This window comes from Enterobacter sp. RIT418, from assembly GCF_003057745.1.
In the GTDB taxonomy this organism is placed as follows: Bacteria; Pseudomonadota; Gammaproteobacteria; order Enterobacterales; family Enterobacteriaceae; genus Enterobacter.
The window spans coordinates 1-26,114 of the sequence record NZ_QBJD02000027.1; the positions used below are offsets into that span (position 1 = coordinate 1).

Genomic DNA, 26,114 nt, shown 5'->3' on the forward strand with positions numbered 1-26,114 from the left:
GCGTTTCGCAATCCGTGAAGGCGGCCGTACCGTTGGCGCGGGCGTTGTTGCTAAAGTTCTGGGCTAATTCATTATCCCTGACTAAAAAAAGGACGCTTCGGCGTCCTTTTTTGTTAGTTTGTTTTTTGTTTTACCGCAAACATTCGCATTTTTTGTTCGCTCCCGCCCCGTATCATGGCGTTTGTGCTATTGTAATCATAACCATTCTCACTTACACTTTGCGCATATTTTGAACGGGAGTGTTTATGTACGTTTGTTTATGTAATGGTGTGAGTGACAAAAAAATCCGCCAGGCCGTTCGCCAGTTTCAGCCTCAGTCATTTCAGCAGCTTCGCAAGTTTGTTCCAGTAGGAAATCAATGCGGTAAGTGCGTTCGTGCTGCCCGTGAGATCATGCAGGATGAACTGATGCAGATCCCAGAATTCAAAGAGATTGCCTGAGCGTCTATCTTTTTTTTGACATCCCTGTAGCCCGTTCTACGCTTCAATGAGTGGAAGCGGAGGGACTATATAATGAAAGGTGATGTTAAAATCATAAATTATCTCAATAAATTATTGGGAAATGAGCTTGTCGCAATCAACCAGTATTTTCTTCATGCAAGAATGTTTAAAAACTGGGGCCTGACTCGCCTTAACGACGTTGAATACCATGAGTCCATCGATGAGATGAAACACGCCGATAAATATATAGAGCGTATTTTATTTCTCGAAGGCATTCCCAACCTGCAGGACCTTGGCAAGCTGGGTATCGGCGAGGACGTTGAAGAGATGCTGCGTTCCGACCTGCGGCTTGAGCTGGAAGGTGCAAAAGATCTGCGCGAAGCCATTGCCTATGCGGACAGCGTTCATGACTACGTCAGCCGGGACATGATGATTCAAATTCTGGCAGATGAAGAAGGCCATATCGACTGGCTCGAAACCGAGCTGGATCTCATTGGCAAAATCGGTTTGCAAAACTATCTTCAGTCTCAGATTAAAGTGGCAGATTAAACAAGCTCTGCCATCCGACGCATAAACCCGCTGCTGCCAGAAATGGCCCAAAAGGCAGTGGGTTTTTTAATGTCAATTTTTCAGCGGTTCGCAAAGAAAGAACGAGAAGATAGAGCACAGCCATGAGTGCGGCCACTAAGGCGAGAGCCGGTAAAACACACCAGCCGTGCCATGCTCCGAGCGCAGCCAGATATTTCACATCGCCATAGCCCATTCCCTCACGCCGATACATAAGCCGATACCCCCAGTAGATAGCGGCAAACCCAAGGTATCCCGCCATTGCACCGACCACTGCGCTGGCAAGAAAATCAGGATGGATGCAGAGCTGATAAAGCAAGCCTGACCATAACAGTGGGCAGAGAAATTTATCGGGGAGGATGCCTGCGCGGATATCTTCACGCACCAGCAATACGGATAATGAAAAATAGATTAACAAGAAGGGGAGGGTGTTTAGCATGGTGTGCGCCTCGTTAAGGATGTCTGCGCATACTCGCCACATGACGGATTGCCGGCAACGGGCATAAATGGAAAATGCGTGGTGCTTTCAGAAGAGAAAACGAAACTCGACACATTGATGAAAATTGTTGCGAGGCCGCACGCAAGGTGCTTCGTTAGCGCTTAATTTCTAAACTGCACTTGCGTCCTGCTCAGATTTACGTATAATGCGCGGGCTTGTCGTAATTGACGGCGGGTTCAATCTGAACCGGAGTAGCTAATTTTGTTACTCAACAATGCTCCCAATTGGGGAGCTACGTAAGAACGGTTACACTCTCCCATCAATCGTAATGGGTTTGAGGAGTAATCATTTTCGTTTATAAAATAATTGGAGCTCTGGTCTCATGCAGAACCAAAGAATCCGTATCCGCCTTAAAGCGTTTGATCATCGTCTGATCGATCAATCAACCGCGGAAATCGTCGAGACTGCTAAGCGCACTGGTGCGCAAGTCCGTGGTCCGATCCCGCTGCCGACCCGCAAAGAGCGCTTTACCGTTCTGATTTCTCCGCACGTTAACAAAGACGCGCGCGATCAGTACGAAATCCGCACTCACAAGCGTCTGGTTGACATCGTTGAGCCAACTGAGAAAACCGTTGATGCTCTGATGCGTCTGGATCTGGCTGCCGGTGTAGACGTGCAGATCAGCCTGGGTTAATCAGGTCATCGAGCGATTGAGAGGTTGATACAATGATTGGTTTAGTCGGTAAAAAAGTGGGCATGACCCGCATCTTCACTGAAGATGGCGTTTCAATCCCAGTAACCGTAATCGAAGTCGAAGCAAACCGCGTTACTCAGGTTAAAGATCTGGCTAACGATGGCTACCGCGCTGTTCAGGTGACCACTGGTGCTAAAAAAGCTAACCGTGTAACCAAACCAGAAGCGGGTCACTTCGCTAAAGCTGGCGTAGAAGCTGGCCGTGGTCTGTGGGAATTCCGTCTTGCTGAAGGCGAAGAGTTCACCGTAGGTCAGGACATTAGCGTTGAGCTGTTTGCTGACGTTAAAAAAGTTGACGTAACCGGTACCTCTAAAGGTAAAGGTTTTGCTGGTACCGTTAAGCGCTGGAACTTCCGTACCCAGGACGCTACCCACGGTAACTCCTTGTCTCACCGCGTACCGGGTTCTATCGGTCAGAACCAGACTCCGGGCAAAGTGTTCAAAGGCAAGAAAATGGCAGGTCAGCTGGGTAACGAACGTGTAACCGTTCAGAGCCTGGACGTAGTACGTGTTGACGCTGAGCGCAACCTGCTGCTGGTTAAAGGTGCAGTTCCGGGTGCAACCGGTAGCGACCTGATCGTTAAACCAGCTGTGAAGGCGTAAGGGGATAGCAATGGAATTAGTATTGAAAGACGCGCAGAGCGCGCTGACTGTTTCCGAAACTACCTTCGGTCGTGATTTCAACGAAGCGCTGGTTCACCAGGTTGTTGTTGCTTATGCAGCTGGTGCTCGTCAGGGTACTCGTGCTCAGAAGACTCGTGCTGAAGTAACTGGTTCTGGCAAAAAGCCATGGCGCCAGAAAGGTACCGGCCGTGCGCGTTCAGGTTCTATCAAGAGCCCGATCTGGCGTTCAGGTGGCGTGACCTTCGCTGCGCGTCCACAGGACCACAGTCAAAAAGTTAACAAAAAGATGTACCGCGGCGCGCTGAAAAGCATTCTGTCCGAACTGGTACGTCAGGATCGTCTGATCGTTGTCGAGAAGTTCTCTGTAGAAGCGCCTAAAACTAAGCTGCTGGCACAGAAACTGAAAGACATGGCTCTGGAAGATGTGCTGATCATCACCGGTGAGCTGGACGAAAACCTGTTCCTGGCTGCGCGCAACCTGCATAAGGTTGACGTACGCGATGCGACTGGTATCGACCCGGTTAGCCTGATCGCCTTCGACAAAGTCGTAATGACTGCTGATGCTGTTAAGCAAGTTGAGGAGATGCTGGCATGATTCGTGAAGAACGTCTGCTGAAGGTACTTCGCGCACCGCACGTTTCTGAAAAAGCGTCTACTGCGATGGAAAAAACAAACACCATCGTTCTCAAAGTTGCTAAAGACGCGACCAAAGCAGAGATCAAAGCTGCTGTGCAGAAACTGTTTGAAGTCGAAGTCGAAGTCGTTAACACCCTGGTAGTTAAAGGGAAAGTTAAACGTCACGGACAGCGTATCGGTCGTCGTAGCGACTGGAAAAAAGCTTACGTCACCCTGAAAGAAGGCCAGAACCTGGACTTCGTTGGCGGCGCTGAGTAAGTCGGAGGAGTAATACAATGGCAGTTGTTAAATGTAAACCGACATCTCCGGGTCGTCGCCACGTAGTTAAAGTGGTTAACCCTGAGCTGCACAAGGGCAAACCTTTTGCTCCGTTGCTGGAAAAAAACAGCAAATCCGGTGGTCGTAACAACAATGGCCGTATCACCACTCGTCACATCGGTGGTGGCCACAAGCAGGCTTATCGTATTGTTGACTTCAAACGCAACAAAGACGGTATCCCAGCAGTTGTTGAGCGTCTTGAGTACGATCCGAACCGTTCCGCGAACATCGCGCTGGTTCTGTACAAAGATGGCGAGCGCCGTTACATTCTGGCCCCTAAAGGCCTGAAAGCTGGCGACCAGATTCAGTCTGGCGTTGATGCTGCAATCAAAGCAGGTAACACCCTGCCGATGCGCAATATCCCGGTTGGTTCTACCGTTCATAACGTAGAAATGAAACCAGGTAAAGGCGGTCAGCTGGCACGTTCCGCTGGTACTTACGTTCAGATCGTTGCGCGTGATGGTGCTTATGTCACCCTGCGTCTGCGTTCTGGTGAAATGCGTAAAGTCGAAGCAGACTGCCGCGCTACTCTGGGCGAAGTTGGCAATGCTGAGCATATGCTGCGCGTTCTGGGTAAAGCAGGTGCTGCACGCTGGCGTGGTGTTCGTCCTACCGTTCGCGGTACAGCGATGAACCCAGTCGATCACCCACATGGTGGTGGTGAAGGTCGTAACTTTGGTAAGCACCCGGTAACTCCGTGGGGCGTTCAGACCAAAGGTAAGAAGACCCGCAGCAACAAGCGTACTGATAAATTTATCGTACGTCGCCGTAGCAAATAATTTTAGAGGATAAGCCATGCCACGTTCTCTCAAGAAAGGTCCTTTTATTGACCTGCACTTGCTGAAGAAGGTAGAGAAAGCGGTGGAAAGCGGAGACAAGAAGCCCCTGCGCACTTGGTCCCGTCGTTCAACGATCTTTCCTAACATGATCGGTTTGACCATCGCTGTCCATAATGGTCGTCAGCACGTTCCAGTCTTTGTTACCGACGAAATGGTTGGTCACAAACTGGGTGAATTCGCACCGACTCGTACTTATCGCGGCCACGCTGCTGATAAAAAAGCGAAGAAGAAATAAGGTAGGAGGAAGAGATGGAAACTTTAGCTCAACATCGCCATGCTCGTTCTTCTGCACAGAAGGTTCGCCTTGTTGCTGACCTGATTCGCGGTAAGAAAGTGTCGCAGGCCCTGGACATCCTGACCTATACCAACAAGAAAGCTGCGGTATTGGTCAAGAAAGTACTGGAATCTGCCATTGCTAACGCTGAACACAACGATGGCGCTGACATCGACGATCTGAAAGTCGCGAAAATTTTCGTAGATGAAGGCCCAAGCATGAAGCGCATTATGCCGCGTGCGAAAGGTCGTGCAGATCGCATCCTGAAGCGCACCAGCCACATTACTGTGGTTGTGTCCGATCGCTGAGACTCTGGAGACTAGCAATGGGTCAGAAAGTACATCCTAATGGTATTCGCCTGGGTATTGTAAAACCATGGAACTCTACCTGGTTTGCGAACACCAAAGAATTCGCTGACAACCTGGACAGCGATTTTAAAGTACGTCAGTACCTGACTAAGGAACTGGCTAAAGCGTCTGTATCTCGTATCGTTATCGAGCGTCCAGCTAAGAGCATCCGTGTGACTATTCACACTGCTCGTCCTGGCATCGTTATCGGTAAGAAAGGCGAAGACGTAGAAAAACTGCGCAAGGTCGTAGCGGATATCGCTGGCGTTCCTGCACAGATCAATATCGCTGAAGTTCGTAAGCCTGAACTGGACGCTAAATTGGTTGCTGATAGCATCACTTCACAGCTGGAACGTCGTGTTATGTTCCGTCGTGCTATGAAGCGTGCTGTACAGAACGCAATGCGTCTGGGCGCTAAAGGTATCAAAGTTGAAGTTAGCGGCCGTCTGGGCGGCGCGGAAATCGCACGTACCGAATGGTACCGCGAAGGTCGCGTACCGCTGCACACTCTGCGTGCTGACATCGACTACAACACCTCTGAAGCGCACACCACTTACGGTGTAATCGGCGTTAAGGTATGGATCTTCAAAGGTGAGATCCTGGGTGGTATGGCTGCTGTTGAACAACCGGAAAAACCGGCTGCTCAACCTAAAAAGCAGCAGCGTAAAGGCCGTAAATAAGGAGCGTCGCTGATGTTACAACCAAAGCGTACAAAATTCCGTAAAGTGCACAAAGGCCGCAACCGTGGTCTGGCGCAGGGTACGGATGTTAGCTTCGGCACTTTCGGTCTGAAAGCTGTTGGCCGTGGGCGTCTGACTGCACGTCAGATCGAAGCAGCACGTCGTGCAATGACCCGTGCAGTTAAGCGTCAAGGTAAAATTTGGATCCGTGTATTCCCGGACAAACCAATTACCGAGAAGCCGCTGGAAGTTCGTATGGGTAAAGGTAAAGGTAACGTGGAGTACTGGGTTGCCTTGATTCAGCCGGGTAAAGTCCTGTATGAAATGGACGGTGTTCCGGAAGAGCTGGCCCGTGAAGCCTTCGGCCTGGCAGCAGCGAAACTGCCTATCAAAACCACCTTTGTAACTAAGACGGTGATGTAATGAAAGCAAAAGAGCTGCGTGAAAAAAGCGTTGAAGAGCTGAACGCTGAGCTGCTGAACCTGCTGCGTGAGCAGTTCAACCTGCGTATGCAGGCTGCAAGTGGCCAGCTGCAACAGACTCACCTGCTGAAGCAAGTGCGTCGCAATGTTGCGCGCGTTAAGACTTTACTGACTCAGAAGGCGGGTGCGTAATGACCGATAAAATCCGTACTCTGCAAGGTCGTGTTGTTAGCGACAAAATGGAGAAATCCATTGTTGTAGCTATCGAACGTATTGTGAAACACCCGATCTACGGTAAATTCATCAAACGTACGACCAAACTGCACGTACATGACGAGAACAACGAATGTGGTATCGGCGACAAGGTTGAAATCCGTGAATGCCGTCCACTGTCCAAGACTAAGTCCTGGACGCTGGTTCGCGTTGTAGAGAAAGCGGTTCTGTAATAGAGTACGCATTCTCAATACGAATAAACGGCTCAGCGATGAGCCGTTTATTTTTTCTACCCATATTGCAGAAGCGGTGTTATAATGCCGCGCCCTCGATATGGGGCTTTTTAACGGCTCTGATTTTAGAGTCTCAGGTAGTAGTTGACATTAGCGGAGCACTAAAATGATCCAAGAACAGACTATGCTGAACGTCGCCGACAACTCCGGTGCACGTCGCGTAATGTGTATCAAGGTTCTGGGTGGCTCGCACCGTCGCTACGCAGGCGTAGGCGACATCATCAAGATCACCATCAAGGAAGCAATTCCACGTGGTAAGGTCAAAAAAGGTGATGTGCTGAAGGCGGTAGTGGTGCGCACCAAGAAGGGTGTTCGTCGCCCTGACGGTTCTGTCATTCGCTTCGATGGTAATGCATGCGTTATTTTAAACAATAACAGCGAGCAGCCTATCGGCACGCGTATCTTTGGGCCGGTAACTCGTGAACTTCGTACTGAAAAGTTCATGAAAATTATCTCTCTGGCACCAGAAGTACTCTAAGGAGCGAATCATGGCAGCGAAAATCCGTCGTGATGACGAAGTTATCGTGTTAACCGGTAAAGATAAAGGTAAACGCGGTAAAGTAAAAAATGTTCTGTCTTCCGGCAAACTCGTCGTTGAAGGTATCAACCTGGTTAAGAAACATCAGAAGCCGGTTCCGGCCCTGAACCAACCAGGTGGCATCGTTGAAAAAGAAGCTGCTATTCAGGTTTCTAACGTTGCTCTCTTCAATGCGGCTACCGGCAAGGCTGACCGTGTAGGCTTTAGATTCGAAGACGGCAAAAAAGTCCGTTTCTTCAAATCTACAAGTGAAACTATCAAGTAATTTGGAGTAGTACGATGGCGAAACTGCATGATTACTACAAAGACGAAGTAGTTAACAAACTCATGACTGAGTTTAACTACAATTCTGTCATGCAAGTCCCTCGGGTCGAGAAGATCACCCTGAACATGGGTGTTGGTGAAGCGATCGCTGACAAGAAACTGCTGGATAACGCAGCAGCTGACCTGACAGCAATCTCCGGTCAAAAGCCGTTGATCACCAAAGCACGCAAATCAGTTGCAGGCTTCAAAATCCGTCAGGGCTATCCGATCGGCTGTAAAGTAACTCTGCGTGGCGAACGCATGTGGGAGTTCTTTGAGCGCCTGATCACTATTGCTGTTCCACGTATCCGTGACTTCCGTGGCCTGTCCGCTAAGTCTTTCGACGGTCGTGGTAACTACAGCATGGGTGTCCGTGAGCAGATCATCTTCCCAGAAATCGACTACGATAAAGTCGACCGCGTGCGTGGTTTGGATATTACCATTACCACTACTGCGAAATCTGACGAAGAAGGCCGTGCTCTGCTGGCTGCCTTTGACTTCCCGTTCCGCAAGTAAGGTAGGGTTACTGAATGGCTAAGCAATCAATGAAAGCACGCGAAGTAAAGCGCGTAGCTTTAGCTGATAAATTCTTCGCTAAACGCGCTGAACTGAAAGCGATCATTTCTGATGTGAACGCTTCCGACGAAGATCGTTGGAATGCGGTTCTCAAGCTGCAGTCTCTGCCGCGTGATTCCAGCCCGTCTCGTCAGCGTAACCGCTGTCGTCAAACAGGTCGTCCACATGGTTATGTGGGCAAGTTTGGGTTGAGCCGTATCAAACTGCGTGAAGCCGCCATGCGCGGTGAAGTACCAGGCTTGAAAAAGGCTAGCTGGTAATTACCAATTGAATCACGGGAGTAAAGACAGATGAGCATGCAAGATCCGATCGCGGATATGCTGACCCGTATCCGTAACGGTCAGGCCGCGAACAAAGTTGCGGTCACCATGCCTTCCGCCAAGCTGAAAGTGGCAATTGCCAACGTGCTGAAGGAAGAAGGTTTTATCGAAGATTTTAAAGTTGAAGGCGACACCAAGCCGGAACTGGAACTTACTCTCAAGTATTTCCAGGGTAAAGCTGTTGTAGAAAGCATTCAGCGTGTCAGCCGCCCAGGCCTGCGCATCTATAAGAAAAAAGATGAGCTGCCTAAAGTTATGGCTGGTCTGGGTATCGCAGTTGTTTCTACCTCTAAAGGTGTTATGACTGATCGTGCAGCGCGCCAAGCTGGTCTTGGTGGCGAAATTATCTGCTACGTAGCCTAATCGGAGGAAAGAATGTCTCGTGTTGCTAAAGCACCGGTCGTTATTCCTGCCGGCGTTGATGTAAAAATCGACGGTCAGGTTATTACGATCAAAGGTAAAAATGGCGAGCTGACTCGTACCCTCAACAAAGCTGTTGAAGTTAAACATGCAGACAACGCTCTGACCTTCGGTCCACGTGATGGTTTCGTGGATGGATGGGCTCAGGCTGGTACCGCGCGTGCCCTGCTGAACTCAATGGTTGTTGGTGTTACCGAAGGCTTCACTAAAAAGCTTCAGCTGGTTGGTGTAGGTTATCGTGCAGCGATCAAAGGGAATGCAGTAGGCCTGTCTCTGGGCTTCTCACACCCTGTTGAGCATCCGCTGCCGGCCGGTATCACTGCAGAATGTCCGACTCAGACAGAAATCGTGCTGAAAGGCGCTGATAAACAGCTGATCGGTCAGGTTGCAGCAGATCTGCGCGCCTACCGTCGTCCTGAGCCTTATAAAGGCAAGGGTGTTCGTTACGCCGACGAAGTCGTGCGTACCAAAGAGGCTAAGAAGAAGTAAGGTAACACTATGGATAAGAAATCTGCTCGTATCCGTCGTGCGACCCGCGCACGCCGCAAGCTCAAAGAGCTTGGTGCAACTCGCCTGGTGGTACATCGTACCCCGCGTCATATTTACGCACAGGTAATTGCACCGAACGGTTCTGAAGTTCTGGTAGCTGCTTCTACTGTAGAAAAAGCTATCTCAGAACAATTGAAGTACACCGGTAACAAAGACGCTGCTGCAGCTGTAGGTAAAGCTGTTGCTGAACGCGCTCTGGAAAAAGGCATCAGCAATGTATCCTTTGACCGTTCCGGGTTCCAATATCATGGTCGTGTCCAGGCACTGGCAGATGCTGCCCGTGAAGCTGGCCTTCAGTTCTAAGGTAGAGGTGTAAGATGGCTCACATCGAAAAACAGGCTGGCGAACTGCAGGAAAAGCTGATCGCGGTTAACCGCGTATCTAAAACCGTTAAAGGTGGTCGTATTTTCTCCTTCACAGCTCTGACTGTTGTTGGTGATGGTAATGGTCGCGTTGGTTTTGGTTACGGTAAAGCGCGTGAAGTTCCAGCAGCGATCCAGAAAGCGATGGAAAAAGCCCGTCGCAATATGATTAATGTCGCGCTGAACAACGGTACCCTGCAGCACCCAGTTAAAGGTGTTCACACGGGTTCTCGTGTATTCATGCAGCCAGCTTCAGAAGGTACCGGTATCATCGCCGGTGGTGCAATGCGCGCCGTTCTGGAAGTTGCTGGAGTTCATAACGTTCTGGCTAAAGCATATGGTTCCACCAACCCGATCAACGTGGTTCGTGCAACTATTGATGGCCTGGAAAATATGAATTCTCCAGAAATGGTCGCTGCCAAGCGTGGTAAATCCGTTGAAGAAATTCTGGGGTAATTGACCATGGCAAAGACTATTAAAATCACTCAAACCCGCAGTGCAATCGGTCGTCTGCCGAAACACAAGGCAACGCTGCTTGGCCTGGGTCTGCGTCGTATTGGTCATACCGTTGAGCGCGAGGATACTCCTGCTGTTCGTGGTATGGTCAACGCGGTTTACTTCATGGTTAAAGTTGAGGAGTAAGAGATGCGTTTAAATACTCTGTCTCCGGCCGAAGGCTCTAAAAAGGCGGGTAAACGCCTGGGTCGTGGTATCGGTTCTGGCCTCGGCAAAACCGGTGGTCGTGGTCACAAAGGTCAGAACTCTCGTTCTGGCGGTGGCGTACGTCGCGGTTTCGAGGGTGGCCAGATGCCACTGTACCGTCGTCTGCCGAAGTTCGGCTTCACCTCTCGCAAAGCAGCGATCACAGCGGAAATCCGTCTGTCTGACCTGGCGAAAGTTGAAGGCGGCGTTGTAGACCTGAACACGCTGAAAGCAGCAAACATTATCGGTATCCAGATCGAGTTCGCGAAAGTGATCCTGGCTGGTGAAGTTTCTACTCCGGTAACTGTTCGTGGCCTGCGTGTTACTAAAGGTGCTCGTGCTGCTATCGAAGCTGCTGGCGGTAAAATTGAGGAATAAGTAGCAGATGGCTAAGCAACCGGGATTAGATTTTCAAAGTGCCAAAGGTGGATTTGGCGAGCTGAAACGCAGACTGCTGTTTGTTATCGGCGCGCTGATTGTGTTCCGTGTTGGCTCTTTTATTCCGATCCCTGGTATCGATGCCGCTGTACTTGCCAAACTGCTTGAGCAACAGCGAGGCACCATCATTGAAATGTTTAACATGTTCTCTGGTGGTGCTCTCAGCCGTGCTTCTATCTTTGCGCTGGGTATTATGCCGTATATTTCGGCATCTATTATTATCCAGCTGCTGACGGTCGTTCATCCGGCCCTGGCAGAGTTGAAGAAAGAAGGGGAGTCAGGACGTCGTAAGATTAGTCAGTACACCCGTTACGGTACTCTGGTGCTGGCCATATTCCAGTCGATCGGTATTGCTACCGGTCTTCCGAATATGCCTGGTATGCAAGGCCTGGTGTTAAACCCGGGCTTTGCATTCTATTTCACTGCTGTTGTAAGTCTGGTCACAGGAACGATGTTCCTGATGTGGCTCGGCGAACAGATAACTGAGCGTGGTATCGGTAACGGTATTTCGATCATTATCTTCGCTGGTATCGTTGCGGGTCTCCCGCCGGCCATCGCCCATACTATCGAGCAAGCGCGTCAAGGCGACCTGCACTTCCTCCTGTTGCTGTTGGTTGCAGTATTAGTATTTGCAGTGACGTTCTTTGTTGTCTTCGTAGAACGTGGTCAACGCCGCATTGTGGTGAACTACGCTAAACGTCAACAAGGTCGTCGTGTCTATGCTGCACAGAGCACACATTTACCGCTGAAAGTGAATATGGCGGGGGTTATCCCGGCTATCTTTGCTTCCAGTATTATTCTGTTCCCAGCGACCATCGCGTCATGGTTCGGGGGCGGGACTGGTTGGAACTGGCTGACAACAATTTCGCTGTATTTGCAGCCTGGGCAACCACTTTATGTGTTACTCTATGCGTCTGCGATCATCTTCTTCTGTTTCTTCTACACGGCGTTGGTTTTCAACCCGCGTGAAACAGCAGATAACCTGAAGAAGTCCGGTGCATTTGTACCAGGAATTCGTCCGGGAGAGCAAACGGCGAAGTATATCGATAAAGTAATGACTCGCCTGACTTTGGTTGGTGCGCTTTATATTACTTTTATCTGCCTGATCCCGGAGTTCATGCGTGATGCGATGAAAGTGCCGTTCTATTTCGGTGGAACCTCGCTGCTTATCGTTGTTGTCGTGATTATGGACTTTATGGCTCAAGTGCAAACTCTGATGATGTCCAGTCAGTATGAGTCTGCATTGAAGAAGGCGAACCTTAAAGGCTACGGCCGCTAATAGGTCGTCTGAGAAGTTACGGAGAGTAAAAATGAAAGTTCGTGCTTCCGTCAAGAAATTATGCCGTAACTGCAAAATCGTTAAGCGTGATGGTGTCATCCGTGTGATTTGCAGTGCCGAGCCGAAGCATAAACAGCGCCAAGGCTGATTATTTCGCATATTTTTCTTGCAAAGTTGGGTTGAGCTGGCTAGATTAGCCAGCCAATCTTTTGTATGTCTGTACGTTTCCATTTGAGTATCCTGAAAACGGGCTTTTCAGCATGGTGCGTACATATTAAATAGTAGGAGTGCATAGTGGCCCGTATAGCAGGCATTAACATTCCTGATCAGAAACATGCTGTGATCGCATTAACTTCGATCTATGGCGTCGGCAAGACCCGTTCTAAAGCCATTCTGGCTGCAGCGGGTATCGCTGAAGATGTTAAGATCAGTGAGCTGTCTGAAGAACAAATCGACACGCTGCGTGACGAAGTTGCCAAATTTGTCGTTGAAGGTGATCTGCGCCGTGAAATCAGCATGAGCATCAAGCGCCTGATGGATCTTGGTTGCTATCGCGGTTTGCGTCATCGTCGTGGTCTGCCAGTGCGCGGTCAGCGTACTAAGACCAACGCACGTACCCGTAAGGGTCCGCGCAAACCGATCAAGAAATAATCGGGGTGATTGAATAATGGCAAAGGCACCAGTTCGTGCACGTAAACGTGTAAGAAAACAAGTCTCTGACGGCGTGGCTCATATCCATGCTTCTTTCAACAACACCATCGTTACTATTACTGATCGTCAGGGTAACGCATTGGGTTGGGCAACAGCCGGTGGTTCCGGTTTCCGTGGTTCTCGCAAATCCACTCCGTTTGCAGCTCAGGTTGCAGCAGAGCGTTGCGCTGAAGCCGTAAAAGAATACGGCATCAAGAATCTGGAAGTTATGGTTAAAGGTCCGGGTCCGGGTCGTGAATCTACTGTTCGCGCTCTGAACGCCGCTGGTTTCCGCATCACTAATATTACTGATGTGACTCCGATCCCTCATAACGGTTGTCGTCCGCCGAAAAAACGTCGCGTATAACGCTCCGTTTTTTAGGTTAGTTGGAGATAGAAAATGGCAAGATATTTGGGTCCTAAGCTCAAGCTGAGCCGTCGTGAGGGCACCGACTTATTCCTTAAGTCTGGCGTTCGCGCGATCGATACCAAGTGTAAAATTGAACAAGCTCCTGGCCAGCACGGTGCGCGTAAACCGCGTCTGTCTGACTATGGTGTGCAGTTGCGTGAAAAGCAAAAAGTTCGCCGTATGTACGGTGTGCTGGAGCGTCAGTTCCGTAACTACTATAAAGAAGCAGCACGTCTGAAAGGCAACACAGGTGAAAACCTGTTGGCCCTGCTGGAAGGTCGTCTGGACAACGTTGTATACCGTATGGGCTTCGGCGCTACTCGTGCTGAATCACGCCAGTTGGTTAGCCACAAAGCAATCATGGTAAACGGTCGTGTTGTTAACATCGCTTCTTATCAGGTTAAAGCGAATGACGTTGTTAGCATTCGTGAGAAAGCGAAAAAGCAATCTCGCGTGAAAGCCGCTCTGGAGCTGGCTGAGCAGCGTGAAAAGCCAACCTGGCTGGAAGTTGATGCTGGCAAGATGGAAGGTACGTTCAAGCGTCAGCCAGAACGTTCTGATCTGTCTGCGGACATTAACGAACACCTGATCGTCGAGCTTTACTCCAAGTAAAGCTTAGTACCAAAGAGAGGACACAATGCAGGGTTCTGTGACAGAGTTTCTAAAACCGCGCCTGGTAGATATCGAGCAAGTGAGTTCGACGCACGCCAAGGTGACCCTTGAGCCTTTAGAGCGTGGCTTTGGCCATACTCTGGGTAACGCACTGCGCCGTATTCTGCTCTCATCGATGCCGGGTTGCGCGGTGACCGAGGTTGAGATTGATGGTGTACTTCATGAGTACAGCACCAAAGAAGGCGTTCAGGAAGATATCCTTGAAATCCTGCTCAACCTGAAAGGGCTGGCGGTGAGAGTTCAGGGTAAAGATGAAGTTATTCTTACTCTGAATAAATCTGGCATTGGCCCTGTGACTGCAGCCGACATCACCCACGACGGTGATGTTGAAATCGTCAAGCCGCAGCACGTGATCTGCCACCTGACCGATGAAAACGCAGCTATTAGCATGCGTATCAAAGTTCAGCGCGGTCGTGGTTATGTGCCGGCTTCTGCCCGAATTCATTCGGAAGAAGATGAGCGCCCAATCGGCCGTCTGCTGGTCGACGCATGCTACAGCCCTGTAGAGCGTATTGCCTACAATGTTGAAGCAGCGCGTGTAGAACAGCGTACCGACCTGGACAAGCTGGTCATCGAAATGGAAACCAACGGCACAATCGATCCTGAAGAGGCGATTCGTCGTGCGGCAACCATCCTGGCAGAACAACTGGAAGCTTTCGTTGACTTACGTGATGTACGTCAGCCGGAAGTGAAAGAAGAGAAACCAGAATTCGATCCGATCCTGCTGCGCCCTGTTGACGATCTCGAGTTGACTGTCCGCTCTGCTAACTGCCTCAAGGCAGAAGCTATCCACTATATCGGTGATCTGGTACAGCGTACCGAGGTTGAGTTGCTGAAAACGCCAAACCTGGGTAAAAAATCTCTTACCGAGATTAAAGACGTGCTGGCTTCACGTGGTCTGTCTCTGGGCATGCGCCTGGAAAACTGGCCACCGGCAAGCATTGCTGACGAGTAACCGGATCACAGGTTAAGGTTTTACTGAGAAGGATAAGGTCATGCGCCATCGTAAGAGTGGTCGTCAACTGAACCGCAACAGCAGCCATCGCCAGGCTATGTTCCGCAACATGGCAGGTTCACTGGTTCGTCATGAAATCATCAAGACGACCCTGCCTAAAGCGAAAGAGCTGCGTCGCGTAGTTGAGCCGCTGATTACTCTTGCCAAGACTGACAGCGTTGCTAATCGTCGTCTGGCATTCGCCCGTACTCGTGATAACGAGATCGTGGCAAAACTGTTTAACGAACTGGGCCCGCGTTTCGCGAGCCGTGCCGGTGGTTACACTCGTATTCTTAAGTGTGGCTTCCGTGCAGGCGACAACGCGCCGATGGCTTACATCGAGCTGGTTGATCGTTCAGAATCTAAAGCAGAAGCTGCTGCAGAGTAATCTGTAGTAACGTAAAAAAACCCGCCTCGGCGGGTTTTTTTATACCTGCACTATCCTCACATCTCTACAATGTCTGTATCTTTTCTGAACATACCTGGAGTGCATCATGTGGCTGCTAGACCAGTGGGCGGAACGACATATCAGCGATGCCCAAAAGAGAGGTGAACTAGATCACCTACGCGGTAGTGGTGAACCGTTAGTTCTGGATGACGATTCGCATATACCCACTGAGTTACGCGCGGGATATCGATTACTCAAAAATGCTGGCTGCTTACCCCCTGAGCTTGAACTTCGCAGAGAGGCGGTTGGGTTAAACGATCTGATTAAAGGGATACAAAAGGACGATCCCCGGCATGCTGAAATGAGTCACCAACTGACACTTATCGAATTTAAGCTTCGACAGGCCGGAATGAACACTGACTTTTTACACGGTGAATATTGTGAAAAATTAATGCAGAGAATAAACGAGGAATAGCTATGTATCGTATCGGTGAGCTTGCAAAGCTCGCGAACGTCACGCCGGATACCATCCGTTATTACGAAAAACAGCAGATGATCGATCATGAGCTCAGAACTGAAGGTGGGTTCAGGCTTTATACCGATAACGATCTGCAGCGCTTGCGGTTTATCCGATATGCGCGACAGCTGGGCTTCACGCTTGAATCGATACGGGAACTGTTGTCGATCCGTATCGATCCTCAACACCATACCTGTCAGGAATCTAAAAGCATTGTCCAGGCCAGGCTTGATGAAGTTGAAGAGCGCATTCAGGAACTGCAGGCTATGCAGCGGTCACTGCAAAGATTAAATGATGCATGCTGCGGCACTGCCCATAGCAGTATTTATTGCTCTATTCTTGAAGCTCTTGAACAGGGCGCAAGCGGCGAATCACAGGGTCGTTGATTTTCAGCCTGCTCAGATCTAGACTGCCGTCGATATCAATATAATCAGGAGAAACTATGAGCCGCTATCAGCATACCAAAGGACAAATTAAGGATAACGCCATTGAGGCACTGCTTCACGATCCGCTTTTCAGGCAACGTATTGAGAAAAGTAAAAAAGGAAAAGGGAGCTATCTGCGTAAAGATAAACATGCAAAACGGGGTAACTGGGAGGCCAGTGGCAAGCAAGCGATTCGCTTATTTACCACTGGCCTTCCGGCTTTTTGGTGCTGATTAAGAGCGGTTATTCTGCTCTTTTAACAAATCACGGATTTCACTCAGCAACACTTCTTCTTTAGACGGTGCTGCAGGCGCAGCTGCAGGTTCTTCTTTTTTACGGTTAAGCTTGTTGATGAGCTTGATGGCCATAAAAATGGCGAACGCCACAATCACAAAATCAAACACATTCTGGATAAACACGCCGTAATGCATTACGACGGCAGGAATATCTCCCTGAGCCTCGCGAAGCGTAACGGCAAACTGTTTGAAATCGATGCCACCGATCAGCAACCCTAAAGGTGGCATAATAATGTCGGCAACTAAAGATGAAACGATCTTACCGAACGCTGCACCAATAATGACACCCACCGCCAAATCCACCACATTCCCGCGCATCGCAAATTCGCGAAATTCTTTAATAATGCTCATTTTGTTCTCCTTGTGCCAGCTGACGATTATAAGTTTAACAAATGATTAGCTAATTTCCATCGAGGATAAATAATCGTTATGGAAATAATAGGCATGATTATGAGAGGGTTAATATTCAGGTGCTCTGGAATGAGCACCTGCTTCCTACAGGAAGAACGGACTAGGCTGGAATAAACGTTCTACGTCGGTAATAAATTTTTTGTCAGTAAGGAACATGATGACGTGGTCGCCTTGCTCAATTCGTAAATTATCATTGGCAATCATGACATCATTTCCGCGAACAACCGCCCCGATAATAGTGCCCGGCGGCAGTTTAATCTCATCAATAGAACGCCCCACGACGCGTGATGTGGTTTCATCACCGTGTGCCACCGCTTCAATGGCTTCTGCAACGCCGCGGCGAAGTGACGAAACGCCAACGATATCCGCTTTACGGACGTGGCTAAGCAGGGCCGAAATTGTTGCCTGCTGCGGTGAAATGGCAATATCAATAACGCTGCCTTGAACCAGGTCAACATAAGCCTTGCGCTGGATAAGCACCATGACCTTTTTTGCCCCCATACGCTTGGCGAGCATGGCGGACATAATATTCGCCTCGTCATCGTTGGTGACGGCAATAAAGAGATCGACTTGATCGATATGCTCTTCGGCAAGCAGCTCTTGATCCGATGCGTCACCGTAAAAGACGATCGTATTCTGCAGTTTTTCAGCGAGCTCGGCAGCGCGCTGTTGATCGCGTTCGATCAGCTTCACGCTGTAGTCTTTCTCAAGACGATGTGCAAGCCCCGCCCCGATGTTCCCCCCGCCGACCAGCATGATGCGCTTATACGGCTTTTCCAGGCGCTGAAGTTCGCTCATTACCGCGCGAATGTGCTGGGAGGCTGCGATAAAGAAGACTTCGTCTCCGGCCTCTACAATCGTAGAACCTTGCGGACGAATAGGACGGTCGTGACGGAAAATGGCGGCGACGCGCGTATCGATATGCGGCATGTGCTCGCGCATCGTAGACAGTGCGTTGCCGATCAGGGGACCGCCGTAATAGGCTTTCACTACGGCCAGGCTGACTTTACCTTCAGCAAAGTTAACGACCTGCAAAGCGCCGGGGTATTCGATCAGGCGGTAAATGTTGTCGATAACCAGCTGCTCAGGAGCAATAAGGTGATCGATAGGAACCGCTTCGGAATTAAACAGCTTTTCAGCGTCCCGGACATAATCCGGTGAGCGAATGCGCGCAATCCTGTTCGGCGTATTAAAAAGCGAGTAGGCCACCTGGCACGCCACCATATTGGTCTCATCAGAGCTAGTAACCGCAACAAGCATATCGGCATCGTCGGCACCAGCTTCACGCAGCACGCGGGGATGGGAACCGTGACCTTGTACCACGCGAAGGTCAAATTTGTCCTGCAAAACGCGTAGACGATCGCCATTGGTGTCAACAATCGTGATGTCGTTGTTTTCGCCAACAAGGTTTTCAGCCAGCGTACCGCCAACCTGCCCTGCGCCCAGAATGATAATTTTCATATCTCGTGACCTGTTCTCAACATCACTCTTTGATTAGCTTAGCGTAAAAGAAACCATCACCCTCTTCAGCGCCAGGCAGGTTTTGCTTGCCGGGACGTTCCGGCGTACCTGTGCCTTGCAGTGAAGCATCCGCTGTGCGTTTGAGGAAAGCCGCAATTTGCTGGCTGTTCTCTTCGGGCAGGATGGAGCAGGTTGCATACACCAGCGTACCGCCCGATTTCAAATGCGGCCATATGGCGTCCAGGATCTCAGATTGCAGCTGGGCAAGTTCTTTAATGTCGCGATCGCGGCGGAGCCACTTTATATCAGGATGACGGCGAATCACGCCGGTTGCAGAACAAGGGGCATCCAGTAAGATTCGATCGAACTTAGCCTCACCGCACCATTCTGCAGGCGTACGCCCGTCGCCTTGCTTGACCTGCGCTTTCATTCCCAGACGTTTAAGGTTGTCGTAAACGCGCGACAGGCGCTGCTCGTCAACATCTACCGCCATGACGTCAGCCTGCGGAGCGACTTCAAGAATATGCGTTGTTTTACCGCCAGGGGCAGCACAAAGGTCAAGAATGTGCTCACCGTTTTTAGGCTCAAGCCAGGTCATACATCCTTGCGCCGAGGCGTCCTGCACGGTTACCCAACCTTCATCGAAGCCAGGCAAAGCATGCACGGGAGCATGAGACGCTAAACGCACCGCATCAGGGTAATCTGCATGCGTGAATCCACTCATTCCGGCCTCTTCCAGCAGAGCCAGCCATTCATCACGAGAATGGTGGCCGCGGTTAACGCGTAGCCACATCGGCGGGCGCTGATTATTGGCGTCCACAATCTCTTGCCACTGTTGAGGATAGGCTTTTTTCAAACGGTTAAGCAGCCAGTCCGGGTGCAGGAAGCGTTTTTCGCTTTGGGAAAACGCTTCTAAAAGCTCTTCCTGCTGGCGCTGAAACTGACGCAGAACGCCGTTGATGAGCCCCTTGAGCTGGGGGCGTTTAATCACAACGGCGCCTTCAACTGTTTCTGCCAGTGCGGCATGCGCAGGTATGCGCGTGTGGAGAAGCTGATAAAAACCGACCATGATCAGGTAGTGCACGGTACGCTGCTTTCCCGTCATAGGACGTGACATGAGCTTAGCAATTAGCCACTCAAGCTGAGAGAGGGTGCGCAGCACGCCGAAACACAGCTCCTGCAGCAACGCTTTATCTTTATCGGACACTTTTTGCTGCAGCGGAGGCAGGACATTGCTCAACGACTGGCCTTGTTCAACCACTTTTTCAACGGCCTGCGCCGCCAGACTGCGTAGATTTTGTTTTTTCATAAACGTAAAAATAAAAATGCCCGGAACACCGGGCGTTAAGGAGTCATTCACTCAGGCAAGACAATTGCCAGGAATGAACCATTCGCGACGGGAATTTAGGAGATCCTGAGCGCTCATCGCTTTCTTGCCTGCCGGCTGAAGCGACTCAAGATTCAAAATACCGTCCACGGTAGCAACCTGAATGCCTTGCTTGTTTGCATCGATGATAGTGCCTGGTGCGGCCGCGACGGTTTTATCGATGACGGAGGCTTTCCAGATTTTGACCGGCTGGTCATCAATCATCATCCAGCTCATCGGCCATGGATTAAATGCGCGAATGCAGCGCTCAAGCTGAGCCGCAGGAAGTGACCAGTCAATTTGAGCCTCTTCTTTGCTCAGCTTTTCTGCATAAGTCACCAGCGATTCATCCTGAACTTCCGGCGTGGCCGTATTATCTGCGAGTTGCTGCAAGGTTTCTATCAGACCCATGGGTCCGAGCGCTGCCAGTTTGTCATACAGACTGGCACTGGTGTCTTCATCCGTGATTGGGCAGGCTAATTTGTAAAGCATGTCACCCGTATCTAAGCCCACGTCCATCTTCATAATTGTGACGCCGGTTTCACTATCTCCAGCCCATAGAGAGCGTTGGATAGGCGCCGCACCTCGCCAGCGCGGGAGCAGTGACCCGTGAACGTTAACGCAGCCTAAGCGCGGCATCTCAAGCACCGCTTTTGGCAGAATTAAACCGTAAGCCACAACCACCATCACGTCGGCATTAAGCTCGGCAACCAGCTGCTGGTTTTCCTGGGGGCGTAAAGAGGCTGGCTGAAAAACAGGTAATCCGTGCTCTTCCGCCAGCATTTTTACCGGACCTGGCATCAGCTTTTTACCGCGACCCGCCGGGCGGTCCGGCTGGGTGAATACGCCTACGACCTGATGTCCAGAAGAGAGCAGCGCGTCTAGATGACGCGCTGCAAAATCAGGAGTACCTGCGAAGATTATGCGTAGTGTTTTAGACACGTTATTCCTTGTATCCTGGGGATGTTATGCGCGGGAACGCATACGATCCAGCTTCTCTACTTTCTGACGAATGCGCTGCTGTTTCAGAGGAGAAAGATAATCAATAAACAGTTTACCGATCAGGTGGTCCATCTCGTGCTGAATACAAATTGCCAGCAGGTCGTCCGCTTCCAGTTCGAACGGATTACCGTCACGATCCAGTGCGCGAATTTTCACTTTTTCTGCACGAGGAACTAAAGCGCGCTGTTCAGGAATGGACAAACAGCCTTCCTCAATACCCGTCTCACCGCTTTTTTCAAGCAGCTCGGGGTTGATCAGCACCAGACGATCATCGCGATTCTCAGAGACGTCGATCACGATGATGCGCTTGTGAATGTCCACCTGGGTTGCCGCAAGGCCGATACCTTCTTCGGCGTACATGGTATCGAACATATCATCGACGATACGCTGGATTTCTGCATTCACTTCTTTAACCGGTTCAGCGACGATGCGAAGGCGCTCGTCCGGAATATGTAACACTTGCAAAACTGCCATAAATTTCCAGAGTCGTGTTCAGGAGTTGATAAGAATATTATCTCTATTCTAGACAAATCCCCCCTCGATTGACAGCATCAGTGACCAATCGCAAAGATTGCTGAGGCTGCTTATGGCAGGGAAAAGGATGACGTCAACAGAGATATGGTTACGGCTTATTGATATAGGTTCGTTATGCGGCGATAAAATGCTAACGGCGGCACAAACGCTGCTTAGTAAAAGCATAATTGATGTTGCCACCGTTAGAGAATCGGGATTGTCAGCCGGGCAGGCCAGGAAGTTCTTTGTATCAGACGAGAGCGCGCTTGAACGCAGTCTGAAATGGCTCGAACAGCCGGGTCATTATCTTCTTACTGCCAACGATCCTCTCTATCCTCCACTGCTGCGTACCCTTCCCGATTATCCCGGAGCGTTGTTTGTGAAAGGGAATGTCGAAGCACTTAATAGCCTTCAGCTGGCAGTCGTTGGCAGCCGCGTTCCTTCCTGGTACGGTCAGCGGTGGGGAAAAATCTTGTGTGAGTCGCTCTCGCAGTGTGGTTTTACGATAACCAGCGGACTTGCCTGCGGTATAGACGGTGTAGCTCACAACGGGGCGCTTTCGGCAAATGGGCGTAGCGTGGCGGTGCTAGGTAATGGGCTTTTCAGCGTGTATCCGCGTCGTCATCACAGTCTGGCAGACCGACTTATCGCATCCGGGGGAGCGATAGTGTCTGAGTTTTCACTGCCAACGCAGCCCCGGCCGGGTAATTTTCCGCGCCGTAACCGTATCATCAGCGGGTTGAGCCAGGGAGTCCTGGTTGTGGAGGCTGCAATACGCAGCGGTTCTCTCGTGACAGCCAGGTGTGCTTTGGAGCAGGGCCGTGAGGTCTTTGCGCTTCCCGGCCCGATCGGAAACCCAGGCTGTGAAGGTCCCCACTGGCTAATAAAACAAGGCGCCACGCCTGTAACCTGTATCGGCGATATTCTTGAAAATTTGCAGCAAGGCTTGCAGTGGCTGCCAGAACCGCCTGAAAAGGGAGATAATTCACCTAATCAGGGCAGGGTAGCATTGCCATTTCCTAAGCTCCTGGCTAACGTAGGAGATGAGGTAACACCTGTTGACGTTGTCGCTGAACGTGCCGGCCAACCTGTGCCAGTAACGGTAGCACAGCTACTCGAACTGGAGTTAGCAGGGTGGATCGCAGCTGTACCCGGCGGCTATGTCCGATTAAGGAGGGCAAGCCATGTTCGACGTACTGATGTATTTGTTTGAGACTTACATCCATAACGAAGCAGAAATGCGAGTGGATCAGGACAAATTGACACGGGATCTTACCGATGCGGGATTTGAGCGGGAAGATATTTATAATGCGTTGATGTGGCTGGAAAAGCTGGCGGATTATCAGGACGGCCTTGTTGAGCCGATGCAGTTAGCTTCTGACCCGCTGTCTGTACGCATTTATACCGCCGAAGAGTGTGAAAGGTTGGATGCCAGTTGCCGGGGGTTTGTCTTATTCCTCGAGCAAATTCAGGTGCTAAACCTCGAAACGAGAGAGATGGTGATAGAGCGCGTCATGGCGCTGGATACGGCAGAATTTGAACTGGAGGATCTCAAGTGGGTCATCCTTATGGTTCTGTTTAATATTCCAGGCTGTGAAAATGCCTATCAGCAAATGGAAGAATTACTCTTTGAAGTGAATGAAGGTATGCTGCACTGATTCAATGTGCAGCACCAAGAGTTGTTATGGCCAAATCAGCACTATTCACGGTGCATAAAAATGAGCCCTGCCCACAGTGTGGGGCTGAACTAGTTATTCGGTCCGGGAAACACGGTCCGTTTCTCGGGTGTTCACAGTATCCGGAATGTGATTATGTCCGTCCCCTGAAAAGCCAGGCGGATGGACATATCGTTAAAATTCTGGAGGGGCAGTTTTGCCCACTCTGCAGCGGTGACCTCGCTCTGCGGCAGGGACGTTATGGGATGTTTATTGGCTGTAGCCGCTATCCCGAGTGTGAACATACGGAACAAATCGATAAGCCTGATGAAACGGCAATTGCTTGCCCTCAATGTCAGCAGGGGCAGTTGGTACAACGGCGTTCTCGTTTTGGTAAGACCTTCCATTCTTGCGATCGTTATCCTGAATGTCAGTTCGTTATCAATTTTAAACCAGTAACGGGCGTCTGCCCTCACTGCAAGTACCCGCTACTTATAGAAAAGAAAACCGCGCAAGGTATGAAACGCTTTTGCGCCAGTAAACAATGTGGAAAGCCGATTTTGGCGGATCAAAACAGTGAATAATAACCTGCCCTCAGGCTCTGTCGCACATGCTGTGGCCGTCCTGAAAAATGAAGAAGTCATCGCCTATCCAACCGAAGCCGTTTTTGGCGTAGGTTGCGATCCTGACAGCGAGGCGGCCGTAAGCCGCCTGCTGGCGCTTAAACAAAGACCTGTTGAGAAAGGGCTTATACTGATTGCCGCTAATTATGAGCAGCTCAAGCCTTACATTGATGATTCCATGCTTACGCCGGTGCAGCGGGAGACAATCTTCTCGGCGTGGCCTGGGCCTGTCACCTTTGTCTTCCCCGCGAAGCCTTCAACGCCGCGCTGGTTGACCGGGCGCTTTGACTCTCTTGCAGTTCGCGTAACCAATCATCCTCTGGTGGTGGAACTGTGTCTGGCGTTTGGCAAACCGCTGGTCTCGACCAGCGCAAATTTAACCGGGTTACCGCCTTGCCGTACAACCGAAGAAGTGCTGGCCCAGTTCGGCGATGATTTTCCGGTAGCGGCTGGTGAAACCGGCGGACGCCTGAATCCATCGGAAATACGGGACGCTTTAACCGGGGAACGCTTTCGCCAGGGGTAATATTTATGGAAACCTACGCTGTTTTTGGTAATCCGATTGCGCATAGCAAGTCGCCGTCTATTCATCAGCAGTTTGCCGCCCAGCTCCAGATAGACCATCCCTATGGTCGCGTTTTGGCCCCCGTTGATGCATTTATTCCAACGCTGAATGCTTTTTTTGATGCAGGCGGTAAAGGGGCAAATGTTACGGTGCCTTTTAAGGAAGCCGCTTTCGAACGTGCGGATGAGCTAACCGAGCGGGCGTCCCTTGCCGGCGCAGTCAATACCCTTAAGCGCCTTGAAGATGGGCGCCTTCTGGGAGATAACACTGATGGCATTGGTTTATTGAGCGATCTTGAGAGACTGTCATTTATCAAACCGGGCTTTCGGATCCTGCTCATTGGCGCGGGTGGAGCATCAAGAGGCGTGCTGCTGCCGCTCCTTTCGCTTGATTGCGCGGTGACGATTACCAACAGGACGTTTTCAAAAGCGGAAGATTTGGCTGTATTGTTTGCACATACAGGCAGCGTGAGCGCGGTAGCGCTTGAGGATCTGGCCGACCGTGAATTTGATCTTATCATTAATGCCACCTCAAGCGGCATCGCTGGAGAAGTGCCGGCGCTTCCTGCTTCGCTTGTAAGCAGCCATATCTATTTCTACGACATGTTCTATCAAAAGGGTAAAACGCCTTTCCTGAACTGGTGTGAACAACACGGCGCAAAACATTTGGCCGATGGTCTGGGTATGCTGGTGGGCCAGGCGGCACATGCGGTGCTGCTCTGGCACGGTATGTTACCGGAGGTTGAACCGGTGATCGAAAAACTGAAGCAGGAATTAATGGCGTGAATCAGGCGATCCACTTTCCTGACAGAGAAGCCTGGGACGAAGACAGGCAAGCGGTCTGTTTTCCGGTGCTGGTGCATGGCATGCAGCTGACATGTGCGGTGACTGGGGAAACGCTGCGGAGTCGGTTTGGCGGCGTAGATCCGTTACAGATATTTTGCGAAAATCGCTGGGATCTGGAAGAAGAAGCCAGCGATTTGATCCGCGATGGACAGGAAGACGATCAGGGTTGGATCTGGTTATCCTGAGCCAGATACTCATCTTTCCATCGTACGTAATTGTTCGCGGAATATTTCAACCCTTCGAGCTCTGCCTCTTTTAAGGGGCGGATCTGTTTAACCGGACTGCCTAAATAGAGATAACCGCTTTCGAGTCGTTTGTTTTGTGGGACAAGGCTGCCCGCGCCGATCATTACGTCATCTTCTATTACTGCACCATCCAGCAAAATTGACCCCATCCCTACCAGTACCCGGTTGCCAATAGTGCAACCGTGGAGCATCACCTTGTGACCAACGGTAACATCATCCCCGATAATGAGTGGGTTGCCTGCCGGATTGTATGAAGATTTATGCGTCACATGCAGAACGCTGCCGTCCTGAATGTTGGTCCGTGCTCCAATGGATACGTGGTTCACATCTCCCCTAATCGCAACCAGTGGCCAGATACTCACGTCATCGGCCATTCTGACATCCCCGATAACGACGCTGCTGACGTCGATCATCACGCGATCGCCTGTTTGGGGGAACAGATCTTTATAAGGACGTAATACTGCAGACATATCTACCTCGATAAATGAGTGCTATCTATAAGAGAAGACTTTGATCGCATTGTTGGATCGAGGCAAGGTAAAATACGTCAATATTTAAGCAAATCGGGTGGGATTTCGGCGAAAAGCGCGGAAATTCAGCAGTCAGAAAAAAAGATCTAAAAAAGACTTGTGCTCAAAAATGGGATCCCTATAATGCGCCTCCATCGACACGGCAGATGTGAATCACTTCACAAACAACCCGGTC

Annotated in this window: 46 protein-coding genes and 1 pseudogene; 40 read left to right on the forward strand and 7 right to left on the reverse strand. The window is 50.4% G+C overall.

Annotated features, from left to right (window positions below; translation table 11 throughout):
• The 3 genes from DBY73_RS21255 to bfr all read left to right on the forward strand — a co-directional run.
• Nucleotides 1-67, forward strand: a 67-nt coding sequence (locus tag DBY73_RS21255; protein ID WP_004200741.1) for a hypothetical protein, incomplete at its 5' end; no start/stop codon positions are given.
• A 178-nt stretch (nucleotides 68-245) separates the two neighbouring features.
• Nucleotides 246-440, forward strand: a complete 195-nt coding sequence (bfd, locus tag DBY73_RS21265) for a bacterioferritin-associated ferredoxin (RefSeq protein ID WP_003863268.1) — start codon at nucleotides 246-248, stop codon at nucleotides 438-440.
• 72 nt (nucleotides 441-512) lie between these two features.
• Nucleotides 513-989, forward strand: a complete 477-nt coding sequence (gene bfr, locus DBY73_RS21270) for a bacterioferritin (RefSeq protein WP_112013180.1) — start codon at nucleotides 513-515, stop codon at nucleotides 987-989.
• On the opposite strand, the gene DBY73_RS21275 is transcribed toward bfr, so the two are convergent.
• Nucleotides 973-1,446 (reverse strand): A24 family peptidase, encoded by a 474-nt coding sequence (locus DBY73_RS21275; protein ID WP_112013195.1) that lies wholly within the window; start codon nucleotides 1,444-1,446, stop codon nucleotides 973-975. The two genes, bfr and DBY73_RS21275, sit on opposite strands and share 17 nt — an antisense overlap.
• 382 nt (nucleotides 1,447-1,828) lie before the next feature.
• On the opposite strand from DBY73_RS21275, the gene rpsJ reads away from it, so the two are divergent.
• The 31 genes and pseudogenes from rpsJ to DBY73_RS21430 all read left to right on the forward strand — a co-directional run bounded on the left by rpsJ (nucleotide 1,829) and on the right by DBY73_RS21430 (nucleotide 16,725).
• On the forward strand, nucleotides 1,829-2,140 hold the full coding sequence (rpsJ, locus tag DBY73_RS21280) for a 30S ribosomal protein S10 (RefSeq protein WP_001181005.1): 312 nt from the start codon (nucleotides 1,829-1,831) through the stop codon (nucleotides 2,138-2,140).
• A gap of 32 nt (nucleotides 2,141-2,172) precedes the next feature.
• Nucleotides 2,173-2,802 carry a 50S ribosomal protein L3 gene (gene rplC / locus DBY73_RS21285; RefSeq protein ID WP_006178923.1) on the forward strand — a complete coding sequence of 210 codons (630 nt, stop codon included), beginning with the start codon at nucleotides 2,173-2,175 and terminating at the stop codon, nucleotides 2,800-2,802.
• A gap of 10 nt (nucleotides 2,803-2,812) precedes the next feature.
• Nucleotides 2,813-3,418 carry a 50S ribosomal protein L4 gene (rplD, locus tag DBY73_RS21290; protein ID WP_000424395.1) on the forward strand — a complete coding sequence of 202 codons (606 nt, stop codon included), beginning with the start codon at nucleotides 2,813-2,815 and terminating at the stop codon, nucleotides 3,416-3,418.
• Nucleotides 3,415-3,717, forward strand: coding sequence for a 50S ribosomal protein L23 (rplW, locus tag DBY73_RS21295; RefSeq protein ID WP_000617546.1), 303 nt, complete (start codon nucleotides 3,415-3,417; stop codon nucleotides 3,715-3,717). The genes rplD and rplW overlap by 4 nt, the downstream gene beginning before the upstream one ends.
• A 17-nt stretch (nucleotides 3,718-3,734) precedes the next feature.
• Nucleotides 3,735-4,556, forward strand: a complete 822-nt coding sequence (rplB, locus tag DBY73_RS21300; RefSeq protein ID WP_000301859.1) for a 50S ribosomal protein L2 — start codon at nucleotides 3,735-3,737, stop codon at nucleotides 4,554-4,556.
• 16 nt (nucleotides 4,557-4,572) lie between these two features.
• A complete protein-coding gene (gene rpsS, locus DBY73_RS21305; protein WP_001138117.1) occupies nucleotides 4,573-4,851 on the forward strand; it encodes a 30S ribosomal protein S19 in 279 nt (92 codons plus the stop codon).
• Nucleotides 4,852-4,865: 14 nt separating this feature from the next.
• Nucleotides 4,866-5,198, forward strand: a complete 333-nt coding sequence (rplV, locus tag DBY73_RS21310) for a 50S ribosomal protein L22 (RefSeq protein ID WP_002919773.1) — start codon at nucleotides 4,866-4,868, stop codon at nucleotides 5,196-5,198.
• A 17-nt stretch (nucleotides 5,199-5,215) separates the two neighbouring features.
• Nucleotides 5,216-5,917 (forward strand): 30S ribosomal protein S3, encoded by a 702-nt coding sequence (rpsC, locus tag DBY73_RS21315; RefSeq protein ID WP_000529945.1) that lies wholly within the window; start codon nucleotides 5,216-5,218, stop codon nucleotides 5,915-5,917.
• 12 nt (nucleotides 5,918-5,929) lie between these two features.
• Nucleotides 5,930-6,340: a 50S ribosomal protein L16 gene (rplP, locus tag DBY73_RS21320; protein ID WP_002919759.1), complete on the forward strand. Its 411-nt coding sequence runs from the start codon at nucleotides 5,930-5,932 to the stop codon at nucleotides 6,338-6,340.
• Nucleotides 6,340-6,531 (forward strand): 50S ribosomal protein L29, encoded by a 192-nt coding sequence (gene rpmC, locus DBY73_RS21325; RefSeq protein ID WP_003863282.1) that lies wholly within the window; start codon nucleotides 6,340-6,342, stop codon nucleotides 6,529-6,531. Before rplP ends, rpmC begins: the two co-directional genes overlap by 1 nt.
• The gene (rpsQ, locus tag DBY73_RS21330) at nucleotides 6,531-6,785 is read left to right on the forward strand and encodes a 30S ribosomal protein S17 (RefSeq protein ID WP_008503489.1); all 255 of its coding nucleotides are present in this window, start codon (nucleotides 6,531-6,533) and stop codon (nucleotides 6,783-6,785) included. Before rpmC ends, rpsQ begins: the two co-directional genes overlap by 1 nt.
• Before the next feature lie 166 nt (nucleotides 6,786-6,951).
• Complete coding sequence (gene rplN, locus DBY73_RS21335; protein ID WP_002919748.1) at nucleotides 6,952-7,323, forward strand: 50S ribosomal protein L14; 372 nt, start codon at nucleotides 6,952-6,954, stop codon at nucleotides 7,321-7,323.
• A gap of 10 nt (nucleotides 7,324-7,333) precedes the next feature.
• Complete coding sequence (rplX, locus tag DBY73_RS21340) at nucleotides 7,334-7,648, forward strand: 50S ribosomal protein L24 (protein WP_006178919.1); 315 nt, start codon at nucleotides 7,334-7,336, stop codon at nucleotides 7,646-7,648.
• 14 nt (nucleotides 7,649-7,662) lie between these two features.
• Nucleotides 7,663-8,202, forward strand: a complete 540-nt coding sequence (gene rplE / locus DBY73_RS21345; RefSeq protein ID WP_001096206.1) for a 50S ribosomal protein L5 — start codon at nucleotides 7,663-7,665, stop codon at nucleotides 8,200-8,202.
• A gap of 14 nt (nucleotides 8,203-8,216) precedes the next feature.
• Nucleotides 8,217-8,522 carry a 30S ribosomal protein S14 gene (gene rpsN / locus DBY73_RS21350; protein WP_003863291.1) on the forward strand — a complete coding sequence of 102 codons (306 nt, stop codon included), beginning with the start codon at nucleotides 8,217-8,219 and terminating at the stop codon, nucleotides 8,520-8,522.
• Nucleotides 8,523-8,552: 30 nt separating this feature from the next.
• Nucleotides 8,553-8,945: a 30S ribosomal protein S8 gene (rpsH, locus tag DBY73_RS21355; RefSeq protein ID WP_006178918.1), complete on the forward strand. Its 393-nt coding sequence runs from the start codon at nucleotides 8,553-8,555 to the stop codon at nucleotides 8,943-8,945.
• 12 nt (nucleotides 8,946-8,957) lie between these two features.
• Complete coding sequence (gene rplF / locus DBY73_RS21360; protein ID WP_003863296.1) at nucleotides 8,958-9,491, forward strand: 50S ribosomal protein L6; 534 nt, start codon at nucleotides 8,958-8,960, stop codon at nucleotides 9,489-9,491.
• Nucleotides 9,492-9,500: 9 nt separating this feature from the next.
• Nucleotides 9,501-9,854: a 50S ribosomal protein L18 gene (rplR, locus tag DBY73_RS21365; protein WP_003863297.1), complete on the forward strand. Its 354-nt coding sequence runs from the start codon at nucleotides 9,501-9,503 to the stop codon at nucleotides 9,852-9,854.
• 14 nt (nucleotides 9,855-9,868) lie between these two features.
• Nucleotides 9,869-10,369, forward strand: coding sequence for a 30S ribosomal protein S5 (gene rpsE, locus DBY73_RS21370; protein ID WP_003863299.1), 501 nt, complete (start codon nucleotides 9,869-9,871; stop codon nucleotides 10,367-10,369).
• Nucleotides 10,370-10,375: 6 nt separating this feature from the next.
• Nucleotides 10,376-10,555, forward strand: coding sequence for a 50S ribosomal protein L30 (rpmD, locus tag DBY73_RS21375; RefSeq protein ID WP_003863301.1), 180 nt, complete (start codon nucleotides 10,376-10,378; stop codon nucleotides 10,553-10,555).
• 3 nt (nucleotides 10,556-10,558) lie between these two features.
• Entirely contained in the window at nucleotides 10,559-10,993 is a 435-nt protein-coding gene (rplO, locus tag DBY73_RS21380) for a 50S ribosomal protein L15 (protein WP_003863304.1), read from the forward strand.
• A gap of 7 nt (nucleotides 10,994-11,000) precedes the next feature.
• Nucleotides 11,001-12,332: a preprotein translocase subunit SecY gene (gene secY / locus DBY73_RS21385; protein WP_014171896.1), complete on the forward strand. Its 1,332-nt coding sequence runs from the start codon at nucleotides 11,001-11,003 to the stop codon at nucleotides 12,330-12,332.
• A gap of 31 nt (nucleotides 12,333-12,363) precedes the next feature.
• Nucleotides 12,364-12,480 carry a 50S ribosomal protein L36 gene (gene rpmJ, locus DBY73_RS21390; RefSeq protein ID WP_000868187.1) on the forward strand — a complete coding sequence of 39 codons (117 nt, stop codon included), beginning with the start codon at nucleotides 12,364-12,366 and terminating at the stop codon, nucleotides 12,478-12,480.
• Nucleotides 12,481-12,626: 146 nt separating this feature from the next.
• Nucleotides 12,627-12,983 (forward strand): 30S ribosomal protein S13, encoded by a 357-nt coding sequence (gene rpsM, locus DBY73_RS21395; protein WP_003863308.1) that lies wholly within the window; start codon nucleotides 12,627-12,629, stop codon nucleotides 12,981-12,983.
• Between the two features lie 16 nt (nucleotides 12,984-12,999).
• Entirely contained in the window at nucleotides 13,000-13,389 is a 390-nt protein-coding gene (rpsK, locus tag DBY73_RS21400) for a 30S ribosomal protein S11 (RefSeq protein WP_003863312.1), read from the forward strand.
• A gap of 33 nt (nucleotides 13,390-13,422) precedes the next feature.
• On the forward strand, nucleotides 13,423-14,043 hold the full coding sequence (rpsD, locus tag DBY73_RS21405) for a 30S ribosomal protein S4 (RefSeq protein WP_004868345.1): 621 nt from the start codon (nucleotides 13,423-13,425) through the stop codon (nucleotides 14,041-14,043).
• 25 nt (nucleotides 14,044-14,068) lie between these two features.
• Complete coding sequence (rpoA, locus tag DBY73_RS21410) at nucleotides 14,069-15,058, forward strand: DNA-directed RNA polymerase subunit alpha (RefSeq protein WP_002919219.1); 990 nt, start codon at nucleotides 14,069-14,071, stop codon at nucleotides 15,056-15,058.
• 40 nt (nucleotides 15,059-15,098) lie between these two features.
• Entirely contained in the window at nucleotides 15,099-15,485 is a 387-nt protein-coding gene (rplQ, locus tag DBY73_RS21415; protein WP_001216372.1) for a 50S ribosomal protein L17, read from the forward strand.
• Between the two features lie 106 nt (nucleotides 15,486-15,591).
• Nucleotides 15,592-15,960, forward strand: coding sequence for a DUF1992 domain-containing protein (locus DBY73_RS21420; RefSeq protein ID WP_112013181.1), 369 nt, complete (start codon nucleotides 15,592-15,594; stop codon nucleotides 15,958-15,960).
• A gap of 2 nt (nucleotides 15,961-15,962) precedes the next feature.
• Nucleotides 15,963-16,388, forward strand: a complete 426-nt coding sequence (zntR, locus tag DBY73_RS21425; RefSeq protein WP_112013182.1) for a Zn(2+)-responsive transcriptional regulator — start codon at nucleotides 15,963-15,965, stop codon at nucleotides 16,386-16,388.
• Between the two features lie 56 nt (nucleotides 16,389-16,444).
• Nucleotides 16,445-16,725 (forward strand): annotated as a pseudogene (locus tag DBY73_RS21430) (alternative ribosome-rescue factor A).
• On the opposite strand, the gene mscL reads toward DBY73_RS21430, so the two are convergent.
• From mscL to def, 5 genes are all read right to left on the reverse strand, one after another.
• Nucleotides 16,661-17,074: a large-conductance mechanosensitive channel protein MscL gene (mscL, locus tag DBY73_RS21435; protein ID WP_112013184.1), complete on the reverse strand. Its 414-nt coding sequence runs from the start codon at nucleotides 17,072-17,074 to the stop codon at nucleotides 16,661-16,663. The pseudogene DBY73_RS21430 and the gene mscL overlap by 65 nt on opposite strands.
• 144 nt (nucleotides 17,075-17,218) lie before the next feature.
• On the reverse strand, nucleotides 17,219-18,595 hold the full coding sequence (gene trkA, locus DBY73_RS21440; RefSeq protein WP_008503482.1) for a Trk system potassium transporter TrkA: 1,377 nt from the start codon (nucleotides 18,593-18,595) through the stop codon (nucleotides 17,219-17,221).
• A gap of 22 nt (nucleotides 18,596-18,617) precedes the next feature.
• Nucleotides 18,618-19,904, reverse strand: coding sequence for a 16S rRNA (cytosine(967)-C(5))-methyltransferase RsmB (gene rsmB, locus DBY73_RS21445; protein ID WP_112013196.1), 1,287 nt, complete (start codon nucleotides 19,902-19,904; stop codon nucleotides 18,618-18,620).
• 51 nt (nucleotides 19,905-19,955) lie between these two features.
• Nucleotides 19,956-20,903 (reverse strand): methionyl-tRNA formyltransferase, encoded by a 948-nt coding sequence (fmt, locus tag DBY73_RS21450; RefSeq protein WP_112013185.1) that lies wholly within the window; start codon nucleotides 20,901-20,903, stop codon nucleotides 19,956-19,958.
• Between the two features lie 24 nt (nucleotides 20,904-20,927).
• Nucleotides 20,928-21,437 carry a peptide deformylase gene (def, locus tag DBY73_RS21455; RefSeq protein WP_112013186.1) on the reverse strand — a complete coding sequence of 170 codons (510 nt, stop codon included), beginning with the start codon at nucleotides 21,435-21,437 and terminating at the stop codon, nucleotides 20,928-20,930.
• A gap of 127 nt (nucleotides 21,438-21,564) precedes the next feature.
• On the opposite strand from def, the gene dprA reads away from it, so the two are divergent.
• The 6 genes from dprA to DBY73_RS21485 are packed head-to-tail and all read left to right on the forward strand — an operon-like array spanning nucleotide 21,565 to nucleotide 25,349.
• Complete coding sequence (gene dprA / locus DBY73_RS21460) at nucleotides 21,565-22,689, forward strand: DNA-protecting protein DprA (protein ID WP_112013187.1); 1,125 nt, start codon at nucleotides 21,565-21,567, stop codon at nucleotides 22,687-22,689.
• Nucleotides 22,661-23,134, forward strand: coding sequence for a DUF494 family protein Smg (smg, locus tag DBY73_RS21465; protein ID WP_112013188.1), 474 nt, complete (start codon nucleotides 22,661-22,663; stop codon nucleotides 23,132-23,134). The genes dprA and smg overlap by 29 nt, the downstream gene beginning before the upstream one ends.
• Nucleotides 23,135-23,160: 26 nt before the next feature.
• Complete coding sequence (locus DBY73_RS21470; protein WP_112013189.1) at nucleotides 23,161-23,715, forward strand: topoisomerase DNA-binding C4 zinc finger domain-containing protein; 555 nt, start codon at nucleotides 23,161-23,163, stop codon at nucleotides 23,713-23,715.
• Nucleotides 23,708-24,280 (forward strand): L-threonylcarbamoyladenylate synthase type 1 TsaC, encoded by a 573-nt coding sequence (tsaC, locus tag DBY73_RS21475; protein ID WP_112013190.1) that lies wholly within the window; start codon nucleotides 23,708-23,710, stop codon nucleotides 24,278-24,280. Before DBY73_RS21470 ends, tsaC begins: the two co-directional genes overlap by 8 nt.
• 5 nt (nucleotides 24,281-24,285) lie before the next feature.
• Complete coding sequence (aroE, locus tag DBY73_RS21480) at nucleotides 24,286-25,104, forward strand: shikimate dehydrogenase (RefSeq protein ID WP_112013191.1); 819 nt, start codon at nucleotides 24,286-24,288, stop codon at nucleotides 25,102-25,104.
• Complete coding sequence (locus DBY73_RS21485) at nucleotides 25,101-25,349, forward strand: DUF1488 domain-containing protein (protein ID WP_112013192.1); 249 nt, start codon at nucleotides 25,101-25,103, stop codon at nucleotides 25,347-25,349. Before aroE ends, DBY73_RS21485 begins: the two co-directional genes overlap by 4 nt.
• On the opposite strand, the gene DBY73_RS21490 is transcribed toward DBY73_RS21485, so the two are convergent.
• Nucleotides 25,325-25,879 carry a gamma carbonic anhydrase family protein gene (locus DBY73_RS21490; protein ID WP_112013193.1) on the reverse strand — a complete coding sequence of 185 codons (555 nt, stop codon included), beginning with the start codon at nucleotides 25,877-25,879 and terminating at the stop codon, nucleotides 25,325-25,327. The two genes, DBY73_RS21485 and DBY73_RS21490, sit on opposite strands and share 25 nt — an antisense overlap.
• Nucleotides 25,880-26,114 lie beyond the last annotated feature (235 nt).